The organism is Phenylobacterium kunshanense (assembly GCF_003254525.1).
In the GTDB taxonomy this organism is placed as follows: domain Bacteria; phylum Pseudomonadota; class Alphaproteobacteria; order Caulobacterales; family Caulobacteraceae; genus Phenylobacterium; species Phenylobacterium kunshanense.
Genome location: NZ_QFYS01000010.1, coordinates 12,729 through 26,245, shown reverse-complemented (window position 1 = coordinate 26,245; position 13,517 = coordinate 12,729). Strand labels below are relative to the sequence as shown.

Annotated in this window: 11 protein-coding genes; 6 read left to right on the top strand and 5 right to left on the bottom strand. The window is 69.5% G+C overall.

The window, feature by feature from the left end; genetic code table 11:
* Positions 1-80 precede the first annotated feature (80 nt).
* Positions 81-2,549, top strand: a complete 2,469-nt coding sequence (locus DJ019_RS18045) for a membrane-bound PQQ-dependent dehydrogenase, glucose/quinate/shikimate family (RefSeq protein WP_111277660.1) — start codon at positions 81-83, stop codon at positions 2,547-2,549.
* 82 nt (positions 2,550-2,631) lie between these two features.
* On the opposite strand, the gene cobS is transcribed toward DJ019_RS18045, so the two are convergent.
* Complete coding sequence (gene cobS / locus DJ019_RS18040) at positions 2,632-3,633, bottom strand: cobaltochelatase subunit CobS (protein ID WP_111277658.1); 1,002 nt, start codon at positions 3,631-3,633, stop codon at positions 2,632-2,634.
* 100 nt (positions 3,634-3,733) lie between these two features.
* On the opposite strand from cobS, the gene DJ019_RS18035 reads away from it, so the two are divergent.
* Positions 3,734-4,105, top strand: coding sequence for a limonene-1,2-epoxide hydrolase family protein (locus DJ019_RS18035; RefSeq protein WP_111277655.1), 372 nt, complete (start codon positions 3,734-3,736; stop codon positions 4,103-4,105).
* A 20-nt stretch (positions 4,106-4,125) separates the two neighbouring features.
* Positions 4,126-4,992 (top strand): TauD/TfdA dioxygenase family protein, encoded by an 867-nt coding sequence (locus DJ019_RS18030; RefSeq protein WP_111277653.1) that lies wholly within the window; start codon positions 4,126-4,128, stop codon positions 4,990-4,992.
* Between the two features lie 4 nt (positions 4,993-4,996).
* Here DJ019_RS18030 and DJ019_RS18025 read toward each other — a convergent pair whose 3' ends face one another.
* Both DJ019_RS18025 and DJ019_RS18020 read right to left on the bottom strand, forming a co-directional pair.
* On the bottom strand, positions 4,997-5,608 hold the full coding sequence (locus DJ019_RS18025) for a pyridoxamine 5'-phosphate oxidase family protein (RefSeq protein WP_111277874.1): 612 nt from the start codon (positions 5,606-5,608) through the stop codon (positions 4,997-4,999).
* Positions 5,609-5,632: 24 nt separating this feature from the next.
* On the bottom strand, positions 5,633-6,913 hold the full coding sequence (locus DJ019_RS18020) for an MFS transporter (RefSeq protein ID WP_240606536.1): 1,281 nt from the start codon (positions 6,911-6,913) through the stop codon (positions 5,633-5,635).
* Positions 6,914-7,007: 94 nt separating this feature from the next.
* On the opposite strand from DJ019_RS18020, the gene DJ019_RS18015 reads away from it, so the two are divergent.
* Both DJ019_RS18015 and DJ019_RS18010 read left to right on the top strand, forming a co-directional pair.
* Entirely contained in the window at positions 7,008-8,150 is a 1,143-nt protein-coding gene (locus DJ019_RS18015) for a pyridoxal phosphate-dependent aminotransferase (protein ID WP_111277649.1), read from the top strand.
* Between the two features lie 68 nt (positions 8,151-8,218).
* Positions 8,219-9,217, top strand: a complete 999-nt coding sequence (locus DJ019_RS18010; protein ID WP_111277647.1) for an aldo/keto reductase — start codon at positions 8,219-8,221, stop codon at positions 9,215-9,217.
* A gap of 5 nt (positions 9,218-9,222) precedes the next feature.
* On the opposite strand, the gene DJ019_RS18005 is transcribed toward DJ019_RS18010, so the two are convergent.
* The gene (locus tag DJ019_RS18005; protein ID WP_111277645.1) at positions 9,223-10,068 is read right to left on the bottom strand and encodes an SDR family NAD(P)-dependent oxidoreductase; all 846 of its coding nucleotides are present in this window, start codon (positions 10,066-10,068) and stop codon (positions 9,223-9,225) included.
* 13 nt (positions 10,069-10,081) lie between these two features.
* On the bottom strand, positions 10,082-11,617 hold the full coding sequence (locus DJ019_RS18000) for an acyl-CoA synthetase (protein WP_111277643.1): 1,536 nt from the start codon (positions 11,615-11,617) through the stop codon (positions 10,082-10,084).
* A 338-nt stretch (positions 11,618-11,955) separates the two neighbouring features.
* On the opposite strand from DJ019_RS18000, the gene DJ019_RS17995 reads away from it, so the two are divergent.
* The gene (locus DJ019_RS17995; protein ID WP_240606535.1) at positions 11,956-13,452 is read left to right on the top strand and encodes a globin-coupled sensor protein; all 1,497 of its coding nucleotides are present in this window, start codon (positions 11,956-11,958) and stop codon (positions 13,450-13,452) included.
* The last annotated feature ends 65 nt before the right edge of the window (positions 13,453-13,517 follow it).

Below are 13,517 nucleotides of genomic sequence, written 5' to 3'. Positions count from 1 at the left end.
CGGAGGGGCGGTCCAGCACCCTTCATGCGCGTGGCGATTCGGCCCTAAGGTCGCGCCCCAGAATGGTGGGGGAAGCGCGGATGGCGGCGGAGAAGACGGCAGGCTGGCCGGCCCGGATCTGGGCATGGGTCGGCGGCGGGCTGGTCGCGCTGGTCGGGGCGCCGCTCTTCCTCGGCGGCGGCCTGCTGATCTGGAAGGACGGCTCGCCTTACTATCTTCTGGCTGGCGCCGCGCTTGTCGCGACCGGCGTGCTGCTGATCCGCCGGCATTTCGCGGCAGGGTTCGTCTACGCCGCCACCCTGCTCGCGACGCTGATCTGGGGGCTGTGGGAGGGCGGCTTCGAGTTCTGGCCGCTGCTGCCGCGCCTGCTGGCGCCTGCGGTGCTGGGTCTGTTCATCCTGCTTGTCATCCCGACGACGCCCAAGAGCCGGCTCCGCACCCAGGCGACGCTGGCCTTGGCGGCGGTCTCGCTCCTGACGCTAGGGACGCTGGGGGCGGCCATCCCGGCGCTGTACCGCTGGGGCCAGGCTCCGGCGCCGGCCAGCCTGCGCGGCGCGGCGCCGCCGGCGGTGGCGGCATCGGACTGGCGCTACTACGGGCGTGACCCCGGGGGCGCGCGATACGCCCCCGTCGACCAGATCAACCGCGAGAATGTCGAGAACCTGAAAGTCGCCTGGACCTTCCGCACGGGCGAGAAGCCCCACAAGGGCAGCCAGGACCAGAACACGCCGCTGCAGGTGGGGGACAGCCTCTACGTCTGCACGCCCACCAACGTCATCATCGCGCTCGACGCCGACACCGGCCGGGAGAAATGGCGCCACGACCCCAAGGTGAAGCCGTTCTTCTGGAACCGCTGCCGCGGCGTAGGCTATTGGGACGGGACCCAGCCCAAGGTCGCTGTCGCGGGATCGGCAGCGTCGGCCCCGAAGCCTGCGGGTAAGACCGCGGCCGGCGCTGGAAAAGCCACCCCTTCCACGCCAAAGCCGGCGCAGGCCGCCCTCGCGGCCGAACCGGCCGACGGCCCGCCTTGCCGCCGCCGGATCATCTCCACCACCATCAACGCCCAGCTCTTCGCGCTGGACGCCGAGACGGGCCGGCGGTGCGCCGGCTTTGGCAAGGACGGCATGGTCGACCTCGCCGCCGGCATGGGGCCGATCAAGCGCGGCTTCTATTTCCAGACCTCGGTCCCTACCGTCATCGGCGACAGGATCGTCGTCGGCGGCTGGGTGATGGACAACCAGGAACTGGCCGAGCCGTCCGGCGTGGTCCGCGCGTTCGACGTGCGGACGGGCGAGCTGGTCTGGGCCTGGGACCTGGGTAATGACGAGATCACCAAGCTGCCGCCCGAGGGGCAGACCTACACCCGCGGCACACCCAACGTCTGGTCGACTCCGGCCTTCGACCCGGACCTCGGCCTGATCTATCTGCCGACGGGCAACGCCACGCCGGACTATTGGGGTTCGCACCGCTCCCTGGCGGCGGAGGGCTATTCGTCCTCGGTCGTGGCGCTGGACGTGGCCACGGGCCGGATGCGCTGGACCTTCCAGACCGTCCACCACGACCTCTGGGACTATGACGTGCCGTCCCAGCCGATGCTGATAGACTTCCCGGTCAAGGACGGGACGGCCCCGGCCCTGGTGCAACTCACCAAGCGCGGGCAGATCTTCGTACTCGACCGGCGGACGGGAACGCCCCTGACCCGCGTGGTCGAGGTGACCGTGCCCTCCGGCACCCAGCCCGGCGAGTGGACCTCGCGCACCCAGCCCTATTCGGTGGAGATGCCCACCGTCGGTGTCGAGCGGCTGACCGAGGCGAAGATGTGGGGGGCGACGCCGCTGGACCAGCTCGCCTGTCGGATCATCTTCAAGAGAGCGCGCTACGAAGGCGACTTCACCCCGCCCGGCGGCAAGACCCCCTCGATCCAGTTCCCTGGCAACGCGGGCGGCATGAACTGGGGCTCGGGCGCCTACGACCCGCGCCGCGGGCTGCTGATCGTCAGCGATGTGCGGATGCCCCAGCTCGTGGCGCTCAAGCGGTCGGCCAAGGCGCTGCTGAACCCGACCCAGACCAAGGATCGCCCCAAGCCCAGCCTGAAGGCCGTGGCCTACGAGGCCGACAACAACTGGATGCTGAGCCCCGTCTTCGCGCCCTGCCTGCAGCCGCCGCACGGGATGCTGACTGCGATCGACGTGAAGTCGCGCCAGATCGTCTGGCAGGTCCCCGCCGGCACGGCCGAGGCGCAGGCGCCGCTGGGCCTGGAGTCGGGCCTGCCGCTGCCGATCGGCACCCTGGGCATCGGCGGGCCCATCACCACGGCCGGCGGGGTCACCTTCCGCGCCGCGACGACCGACCCATACCTGTGGGCTTATGACAACGCGACGGGCAAGGTCCTGTGGCGGGGCAAGCTGCCGGTGGCCGCCTCGGGCACGCCGATGACCTACGTTTCCCCCAAGACTGGCAAGCAGTACGTGGTCACGGTGGCCGGCGGGGCGATGGGCTCGCCGCTGGCGCCGAAAGGCGACTACGTGGTGGCCTACGCGCTGAAGTAGGCCGCCGCAGCGGGTCGGGGCCCGGTCTTCGCCGTCGGCGAAACCGGGCCGGCGGGGAGGATGGCGGGCGGCAGTCGCCCGCCTACGCCACCCGAACCCGCGCCGTGCTTTCCGGCAGGTCCTGGCCGAACGCGCGCTGGTAGAACTCGGCGACGGTGCCGCGCTCCAGCTCGTCGCACTTGTTCAGGAAGGTCATGCGGAAGGCGAGGCCGATGTCGCCGCCGAAGATCTCGGCGTTCTGGGCCCAGGTGATGACCGTGCGCGGGCTCATGACGGTGGAGATGTCCCCGTTCATGAAGGCGTTGCGGGTCATGTCGGCGACGCGGACCATGGCGTTGATCGTGCGCTTGCCCTCGGCGGTCTGGTAGCCGGGGGCCTTGGCCAGCACGATCTCGGCCTCAACGTCGTGGGCCAGGTAGTTCAGGGTGGTGACGATGGACCAGCGGTCCATCTGCGCCTGATTGATCTGCTGGGTGCCGTGGTAGAGGCCGGTGGTGTCGCCGAGGCCGATGGTGTTGGTCGTGGCGAACAGGCGGAAGTACGGATTGGCCCGGATGACCCGGTTCTGGTCCAGCAGCGTCAGCTTGCCCGAGGCCTCCAGCACGCGCTGGATCACGAACATCACGTCCGGCCGGCCGGCGTCGTACTCGTCAAAGACGAGCGCGATCGGGCGCTGCAGCGCCCAGGGCAACATGCCTTCGCGGAACTCGGTGACCTGCTTGCCGTCCTTGAGGACGATGGCGTCCTTGCCGACCAGGTCAATGCGGCTGATGTGGCTGTCCAGGTTCACCCGGATCAGCGGCCAGTTCAGGCGCGCGGCCACCTGCTCGATGTGCGTCGACTTGCCGGTGCCGTGATAGCCCTGGACCATCACGCGGCGGTCGTAGGCGAAGCCCGCGCAGATCGCCCGGGTGGTTTCCGGGTCGAACTTGTAGGCCGGATCGATGTCCGGCACGTGCGGATCGCGGTCGGAGAACGCCGGGACCTTCATGTCGAAGTCCACGCCGAAGGTCTCTCGCGTCGAGACCTCCCGGTCCGGAGCCAGCGTGATGAGCTTGTCTTCGTCGGTGTCGAAAGCGGCCATGACGCGGTTCGATTACAGGCTTGCCGTGGCGGACGCAAACAGGTGTTTTGTCGGCAATGGCCACCAGCTCAGAACTGGTGCGGGACAAGGGGAAACGCCGATGAGCGAGAATGCGCGCATCATCAGGGACTTCATCGCCGCCTGGTCGCGGCTGGACGCGGCCGAGCTGGCGGCGTTCTTCGCCGAGGACGGCGTCTATCACAACATGCCGGCCCGCCCGGTCGCCGGTCGCGCCGCCGTGCAGGCCTTCATCGCCGGCTTCATCAAGGACTGGACCGCCACTGAGTGGGACGTTCTCAACATCGTCGAGGCGGGCGATGTGGTGATCGCCGAGCGGTTGGACCGAACCCGCGTGGGAGACAAGCCGGTCGACCTGCCCTGCTGCGGGGTGTTCGAGATGTCGGGCGGCAAGATCAAGGTCTGGCGCGACTACTTCGACCTCGCCACCTACACCCGCGCCCTCGGGGCGTGATCCAGCGAAGGAGCAACCCCATGGCGGATGGAGCAGCAGGCGGCGGCATTCAGGTGCGCCCGCGCGAGAGCGGCTTCGGCGCCGAGGTGACCGGCGTGGACCTGTCGAAGCCATTGCCGCCGGCCGCCCTCGCGGCCGTCCGCGACGCCTTCGCCCGCCACGCGGTGCTCTCCTTCCCGGACCAGCCCTTGAGCCTGGACGAGCTGGAGGCCTTTACGCTGCAGATCGGGCCCTTCGGCGAGGATCCGTTCATCAAGCCGATGCCAGGCCGGCCGAACGTGCTGGAACTGCGCCGGGAGCCGGACGAGAAGGCGCCCAACTTCGGCGGCGGCTGGCACTCGGACTGGAGCTTCCAGCCCGCGCCGCCCTCGGCGACCATCCTGCGGTCAGAAGTGACGCCGCCGGTGGGCGGGGACACCCTGTTCATCGACGCGGCGCGGGCCTACGACGACCTGTCCGACACCATGAAGGCCATGCTGGCGCCGCTCCGGGCGATCCACTCCGCCGGGCGTCCTTACGGGGCGCAGGGGATGTTCGCCCGCGAGACCGAGAAGCGGACGATGGAGATCATTTCCTCGCCCGAGGCCGACAAGACCCACCCGCATCCCCTGGTCCGGACCCATCCGGTGACGGGCCGCAAGGCGCTGTTCGTCAGCCCGGTCTACACCGTGGGCGTCGAGGGCCTGACCGACATGGAGTCCGACGCGGTCCTGGGCTTCCTCTACAAGCATCTGCTGCAGGAGAAATACCGGCTGCGCCACACCTGGAAGCCCGGGATGCTGCTGATGTGGGACAACCGCTGCACCATGCACTTCGCCGAGGGCGGTTACGACGGCCACCTGCGCGTGATGCACCGGACGACCGTGGCGGGCGAGGTTCCGGTCTGACGGACTACCAGAGGGTCTTGGCGGCGCGAGTCGGCCACTCCTCGTCGTAGGCCCTGCCGCCCACCTCGCCGGCGCTGAGGGCGGCGAGAATATCCCCGGGCGTGGGCAGAGAGGCCGGATCGACGTGGGTCGCCGGATCCCAGATCCGGGAGCGCACGACCGCGCGGGCGCACTGGAAGTAGGCGCGCTCCACGGTGATGATGATGGCCGTGCGCGGCGCCTGGCCGTCCACCGCGAGCGAGGCCAGCAGGTCCGGATCTGCGGAGATGACCGCGCGGCCGTTGACCCGGAAGGTCGTACCCGAGCCGGGGATCAGGAACAGCAGCGCCACGCGCGGGTCGCGGACGATGTTCGATAGGCTGTCGATGCGATTGTTGCCGCGCCGGTCGGGCATCACCAGCGTTCTCGGGCCGTCGATCCGCACGGCGGCGCCGGCGTCGCCGCGGGGGCTGCAGTCCAGGCCCTCGGGCCCGACGGTCGCCAGGGCCACGAACGGCGAAGCCTCGATCAGCGCCCGGTAGTGCGGGGTGATGTGGTCGGTCTCCTTGACCGTGGAGGCGGCGACCGGGGCGGGGCTGTAGATTTCGGCGAGCTGTTCGGGCGTCTCGATGATCATGGCGCCGATCATGCGGCGCCGATGCTACTCCGCATAGCGAGGCTTGAGCGCCACGAGGCCGACGAAGCTCAGCAGGCCGGCGGCCGCCAGGTAGAGCCCGACCGGCGCAAGGCCTCCGCGGTCGGCGAGCAGTTGCGCGGCGATGGGCGCGAGGCCGCCGCCGATGATCCCGCCGACGTTGAAGGCGATCGAGGCTCCGGTGTAGCGCACGCGCGGCGGGAACAGGCTCGGCAGGAAGGCGCCGAGAGGGCCATAGACGAAGCCCATCATCAGCAAGGCCAGCGATAGCCAGAGCCAGATCAACGGCAACGATCCCGCGCCCATCATCAGCCCCATGACGGCGCCGACCGCGACCGTGCCAACGCAGCCCGCCATCAGCACGCGACGTGGGTTGGCGACGTCGGACCACCAGCCGGCCGCCAGGATGCCCGCCGCCAGGAACAGGATCGCGCCGAGCTGGACGGCCAGGAACGTCTCGCGACTGTAGCCCAGCTTCGTCGTGCCGTAGCCCAATGCGAACGCGGTCGAGATGTAGAAGATCGCGAAGCAGGCCACGACGGCGAAGGTGCCGCCGAGCAGGGCGCCGCCGTGCCGCCGGACCACCTCGGCCATGGGCACGTGGCTGGGCTCGGCCTCTTCCAGGGCTTTCTGGAAAGCGGGCGTCTCGCCGATCCTGAGGCGCACCCAGAGGCCCAGTCCCACCAGGATCGCGCTGGCCAGGAACGGCAGCCGCCAGCCCCAGGCCTGGAAGTCCTCGGCCGATAGCCCAAGGCCCAGCAGCAGGAACAGCCCGTTGGCGGCGATGAAGCCGACCGGAGCGCCGAGCTGGGGGAACATTCCGAAGCGCGCGCGCCAGCCGGGCGGGGCGTTCTCCACCGCCAGCAACGCGGCCCCGCCCCATTCGCCGCCCAGGCCGAAGCCCTGGCCGAACCGCAGCAGGCAGAGCAGGGCAGGGGCCACCCAGCCGACCATGGCGTAGGTGGGGAGGAAAGCGATCAGCAGGGTCGACAGACCCATGGTCAGCAGCGAGGCCACCAGGGTCGACTTGCGGCCGATGCGGTCGCCGAAGTGGCCGAAGAAGGCCGCGCCGACCGGCCGGGCGAAGAAGGCCACGGCGAAGGTCGCATAGCTCTGCATGAGCTGGGCCGAGTCCGACGCGGCCGGGAAGAACAGCTTGGGGAACACCAGCGAGGCGGCCGTGGCGTAGATGTAGAAGTCGTAGAACTCCACCGCCGTGCCGACCAGACTCGCCGTCAGCACGCGGCGGGTGGAGGCGCCGCCGGCGCCGGTCTGAACTGAAGCCACGTCTGCTGTCCCCTCGTTGGCTTCGGCTTGAAGCCGCGGGCCCCGACGGTCAAGTCGCATGGCGTTCCGGCGCGATTGACGCTAGGGCGGGACCATGACCGCCGACATCGATCCCTTCTACGCCATCTCGATCAGCGGCCTGGCGCAGCGGCTCAAGGCCGAGGGGCGCCAGGTGATCCACATGGAGTTCGGCCAGCCCTCGACCGGCGCGCCGAAGGCCGCCATCGCCCGCGCCCACGAGGTGCTGGACGCCGAGGCCATGGGCTACTGGGAAAGCGCCCCGCTGAAGGCCCGCATCTGCCGCCACTACGCCGAGGCCTACGGGGTCACGGTCGAGCCGCAGCAGATCACCCTGACCTGCGGCGCCTCCCCCGCGCTGGTGCTGGCCCTGTCGGCGACGTTCAACCCCGGGGACGTGATCGCCATGGCCCGGCCGGGCTATGTGGCCTACCGCAACAGCGTGAAGGCGCTGCACATGGTCCCGCTGGAGATCGAGTGCGGGGCCGAGAGCCGCTACCAGCTCACCGCCGACATGCTGGCGAAGGCGGAGCCCGCGCCGGCCGGCGTGATCCTGGCCAGCCCCGCCAACCCGACCGGCACCGTGATCCCGGGGTCGGAGCTGGAAGCCATCGCCCGCGTCTGCCGCGAGCGGGGCATCCGGATCATCTCCGACGAGATCTACCACGGCCTCAGCTACGCCGAGCGGACCCACTCGATGCTGGAGTTCGAGCCGAACGCCATCGTCGTGAACAGCTTCTCCAAGTACTTCAGCATGGCGGGATGGCGTCTCGGCTGGCTGCTGGTCCCCAGGGCCGAGGCCTCGCAGGCAGTGGCCTACATGGGCGCCCTGTTCCTGACCGCGCCCTCGCTGGCCCAGCACGCGGCCCTGGTCGCCATGGACAGCCGCGACGAGCTGGAGGGCCACCTGGCCACCTATCGCCGCAATCGCGAGCTGCTGCTGGAGGCCCTGCCCGCGCTGGGGCTGGAGAAGATCGCCCCGCCCGACGGCGCCTTCTACATCTGGGCCGACGTCGGCCGGTACACCGACGACAGCCTGTCGTTCTGCAAGCAGCTGCTCCAGGACACCGGGGTCGCCACGGCGCCGGGCATCGACTTCGACCCCGTGGAAGGGCGCCGGTTCATCCGCATGAGCTTCGCCGTCTCGACGCCCGAGATCGAGCAGGCCATCCGGCTGATGGTCCCGTGGTTCCAGGCGCGGGCGGCCAAGGCGGCGTAGGTCGGCTGCTGGGTGCTTGACGAAGGGCTCCCGGCATCGTCACTCCCAGGCTGTTTCGGGAGATGGCGATGCAGACGCGCAAGCTGGGTCAGTTCGAAGTGTCGGCCATCGGCCTGGGGTGCATGAGCCTCAGCCACGCCTACGGCGCCCCGCCGCCGCGCGAGCGGGCCGAGGCGGTGCTGCTGGGCGCGCTGGATGCCGGCTACACCTTCTTCGACACGGCGGCGGTGTACGGCCTCGGACATAATGAGACCCTGGTCGGGGAGGTGCTTGGGCCGCACCGGGACAAGTTCGTCCTGGCCTCGAAATGCGGCATCACCGACGCCACCGGCACGCAGCGCGGCATCGACGGCCGGCCGGAAACGCTGAAGGCGCTGTGTGACGTCAGCCTGCGCCGGCTGAACACCGACGTCATCGACCTCTACTACCTGCACCGTTGGGACCAGCGGGTGCCGATCGAGGAGAGCGTGGGCGCCCTGGCCGACCTGGTGCAGGCGGGCAAGATCCGCTCGATCGGCCTGTCGGAGGTCTCGGCCGACACCCTGCGGCGGGCGCACGCGACGCATCCGATCACGGCCCTGCAGACGGAATATTCGCCCTGGACCCGCAATCCCGAGATCGCGGTGCTGGACGCCTGCCGGGAGCTGGGCGTGGCCTTCGTCGCCTTCTCGCCTGTGGGCCGTGGCTTCCTGGCCGGCGGCGTGCGTGATGCGGCGAGGCTGGAGGAGGGAGACTTCCGGCGGGGGATGCCGCGGTTCCAGGGCGAGGCCTTCGCCCGCAACCTGGAACTCCTGTCACGCTTCGAGGCGATCGCGCGGGACGCCGGCTGCACGCCCGCGCAGCTCTGCCTCGCCTGGCTGCTGGCCAAGGGGGACGACATCATCCCGATCCCCGGGACGACCAACCCGGACCACATGCGCGAGGATGCGGCGGCGGCCGAGGTGGTCCTGTCGCCCGAGATCATCGCCCGGGTGGACGCGACCGTGAACGGCGAGACCGTGGTGGGCTCGCGCTACTCGCCGCAGCTCCAGGCCTCGGTCGACACCGAGCGGATGCCGGGCGAGTAGACGGCTCAGCCGGCGGGCGGCGTCCGGTCGCGGATGCGGTCGAAGCCCTGCTTGATCATGGCGAAGCGGGCGTCGACCACGGGCTCGAACTCGGCGTCCGTGAAGATGTAGGGCCAGTCGCCCTCGATCCCCTCGCGCACCAGATCGCCGACGTAGCGGGGATCGATACCCGTCTCGACACGGGCGCGGACGGTCTCCAGCCACTCCGCCTCGGCGCTCGGGCGGACCTGCTGCTGGTCGGGGAAGCGGTCCGGGCGATTGCGGGCCGAGTCCACGATGCGGGTGCGGATGAAGCCTGGGCAGAGAACGGAGACGCCGATGTTCCGCGGCGCGAGTTCGGCCCGAAGTCCTTCCGACAGCGAGACCACGCCGTACTTCGTCACGTTGTAGGCGTTGCCGGAACCGGAGATCAGTCCGGCGATCGAGGCGGTGTTGACGATGTGGCCGCCCTGGCCGTGGCGCTCGATGAGCGGGCCGAAGATCTCCACGCCCCAGATCACGCCCATCAGGTTCACCCCGATGGTCCAGTCCCAGCTGGCGTCGGTCCAGGCGCCATAGCTGCCGCCACCGCCGACCCCGGCGTTGTTCACCAGGATGTGGACGTCGCCATAGGTGTCCAGCGTCGCCTGGGCCGCCTTCCTGAGCTCATCCTTGAGCGACACGTCCGCGACCACGCCGGCGACGTCCGCGTTGGTGGCGCGCAGGCCGGCCAGCGCCTTGTCCAGCGCCCCTTGCTCGATGTCGCACAGCATCACCTTCACACCGGCCTGGGCCAGGGCGCTGGCGATTCCGAGGCCGATCCCCGACGCGCCGCCGGTCACGAAAGCGGTCTTGCCCGCGAGATCCTTCATCCTGCCATCCCCCTCAGATCCGCCGTTCCAGTCCGGCCCAGAAGGGCTCGCGCAGCTTCCGTTTGAAGATCTTGCCGGAGTCCTCCCGCGGCAGGTCGACAGCCAGGTCGACCCGCTTGGGGACCTTGTAGCCGGCCACGTGCTCACGCAGGTACGCCTTCACCTGGGTCTCGCCGAGGTCGGCGCCCTCGCTGGGCTGCACCACGGCATAGACCGCCTCGCCGAACTCCTCGTCCGGGATGCCGAACACGGCGCAGTCGGCGACGCCCGGCATCTTGAGCAGCTCGGCCTCGATCTCGGCCGGGTAGATGTTCACGCCGCCCGAGATGATCATGTCCTTGGCGCGGTCGCACAGGTAGAGGAACCCGTCCTTGTCGAAGTAGCCGATGTCGCCGGGCGCGATCAGCCCGGCCTTCTCGCTGTCGCGGCGCTTCTGATCGTCGCCGTGATAGGTGAAGTCGGCGATGCCGCGGATCCTGGCGACCACCTCGCCCACTTCGCCCGCCGGCAGGCTTTCCCCCTGGGCGTCGATCACTCGGACGTCGGCTTCGGGCCAGGGTTTGCCCACTGTTCCCGGGTGGCTCAGCCAGTCCTCGGAGGTGCAGAAGACGACGGCGCTGGTCTCGGTGGAGCCGTAGTATTCGTTGATCACCGGTCCCCACCACTCGATCATGGCGCGCTTGATCGGCGGCGGGCAGGGCGCGGCGGCGTGAACGACGAAGCGAAGGGATGACAGGTCGTAGCGGGCCTTCACCTCGTCGGGAAGCTTCAGCAGCCGGTGGAACATGATCGGCACCATGTGCAGGTGCGTCACCTTGTGGCGGTCGATCATCGCCAGCAGCTCTTCCGGATCGAAGCGGGGCTGCAGAATCACCGTCGCGCCCAGCCGCGCCGAGGCCAGGCCATAGGCGTTGGGCGCTGAGTGATACATCGGCCCGGTCACCACGGTGACCATTTCGTCGGGCGGACCGAAGCCCGCGAAGCCGAACGCCCGGGCGAGGACGGAGGCGGTGATCGCCGACTGTTCGGGCGTCGGGGGGCGCCTGCGCACGCCCTTCGGGTGGCCCGTGGTGCCGGAGGTGTAGATGACGGTGCCCGGCGCCTCGGCGTCGGTGGCCTCGATGGGCGGGAATCCCTCCAGCCATGCCGACCAGTCGAGGAAGCCCGCGGGCACGGGCGCGGCGTCGATGCCATAGGCCTCGGCGATCTCGGGCGGCGTGGGAACCACCAGGACCGGCACCCCGGGGGGCAGGGCCTTGCGGATCGGCTCGATCAGGTCGGCGTGAATGACGATCGCCTTCGCGCCCGAGTTCTCGAACAGATAGGCCGCCTCGTCGGCGGTGTAGTGCCAGTTCACGGGCGTCGGATAGGCCCCGACGAGCCCGGCGGCGAAGCTGGCCTCGAAGAACGGGAAGTCGTTTCGCAGATAGAGAGCGACCAGGTCCCCGCGCCCGATGCCCAGGCTGGCCAGCCCGCTCGCCGCGCGCGCGGCCCGCGCCTGCACGTCGGCCAGGGCGAGACGCCGCCCGCCGCTGATCAAGTCACCCATGTTTCCATCCCTCGGCGCTCGTTCCGGCGCCTGACAGGAGCTTACCTGGGCTAGCGGTCGCCGCCAGCCTGCCCCTGCGTCAGGAGTCCTCTTGCAACTTGGGATCGCATCGCAACTCTAGTGTGCAACTTCGAGGCATAGACGGCGCCTGACGATCACAGCGTTACGTCAATTTGAATTGAGATGCACTCTCAGTCCGAGCGTTCGGCCTGATTCTGTGTTGCCGTATTCTTCCTCAATACATGCACATTCGACGTGGAGCCTGCGACAATGTGGTCGTCGGAAAGTCTTGATTAACATTCCTCATGCGACCTGCCGACCAGTGCGGGAGATTGGGCATGACGGACACCTACGACGTCGCGGGACGGCTGGATTTCATTGGCCTCGACCAAGCCGGGCGTGAGGCGCTGCGCCGGCTCCGCCCATTCCTGGAGGTCGAGCTGGAGCCGGCCCTCGAGGTCTTCTACGGCCGCGTCCGGGCCAATCCGCACACGCGCGCGTTCTTCCGCGACGACGGCCACATCAAGGCCGCCCAGAAGGGACAGATGGGGCACTGGGCGACGATCGTCGACGGTCGGTTCGACGAAGCCTACGTGAAGGGTGTCCGGACGATCGGTGCGACCCATGCCCGGATCGGCCTGGAGCCCCGCTGGTACATGGCCGGCTACGCCGTGATCACCGAGGCGCTGGTGCGCAGGATGATCGAGGCGAAGTGGCCGAAAGGCTTCGGTGGCCGCGCCAAGGGCGGCCAGGAGGTCGCGGACGGCATCGTCGCCTTTCTGAAGGCGATGATCCTGGACATGGACTTCTCGATCTCCACCTACCTCGAAGCCCTGGACGCGGATCGCCGGAAGCTGGCGGCTGCGCGAGAGGTGGCCGAGCGGGACCAGGCTGCTGCGGTCCAGGCGCTGGGCGCGGCCCTGTCCCGCCTGGCGCAGGGCGAGCTCAACGCGCGCGTGGATGCGCGCGTCGCTCCGGAGTTCGAGGGGCTGAAGAGCGACTTCAACGAGGCCATCGCGGCCCTCGAGCGGGCCATCGGCTCGGCGGCGGAAGCCGCCCAGGTGGTCGGCGAGGGTGTCGGCCAGATCAGCGTGGCGGCCAACGATCTCTCACGGCGCACCGAGCAACAGGCCGCCAACCTGGAGGAGACCGCCGCCGCCCTGGAGGAGATCACGGCCACCGTCCGCCGGAGCGCGGAAGGGGCGCAGACCGCCAGCCAGGTCGTCGCCGAGGCTCGCGCCGCCGCCGAACGCTCGGCGCCCGTGGTCGAGCAGGCGATCGGCGCCATGGACAAGATCGACCATTCGTCGAGCCAGATCGGTCAGATCATCGGGGTGATCGACGAAATCGCCTTCCAGACCAACCTGCTGGCGTTGAACGCCGGCGTGGAAGCCGCGCGGGCCGGGGACGCCGGCAAGGGCTTCGCCGTGGTCGCGTCCGAAGTGCGGGCCCTGGCCCAGCGCTCGGCCGAGGCCGCCAAGGAGATCAAGGCCCTGATCGCCCAGTCGGAGGACGAGGTGAAGGCCGGCGTCGGCCTCGTCGGTCAGACCGGGGAGGCGCTGATGACGATCGCCGAACGCGTGACGGCCATCGACACCCTGGTCGCCGAGATTGCGTTGTCGGCCCGCGAGCAGACCCGTGCGCTTGGCGAGGTGAACATCGCGGTCAACCAGCTCGACCAACTCACCCAGCAGAACGCCGCGATGGTCGAGCAGACGACCGCGGCGACCAACGCCCTGAGCGGCCGCAGCAGCAACCTTTCCCGTGTCATGTCCGGTTTCAGCGTCGGAACTGGTGCGCCGGCCTCGCTCCCGCGGGCGCGAAACGCGGCCTGACTTCGGCGCCGCAAGAGGCCAATTTGACGCAGCCTCAGGTTGCGTTGCCGCAAAGTAACGTTAAC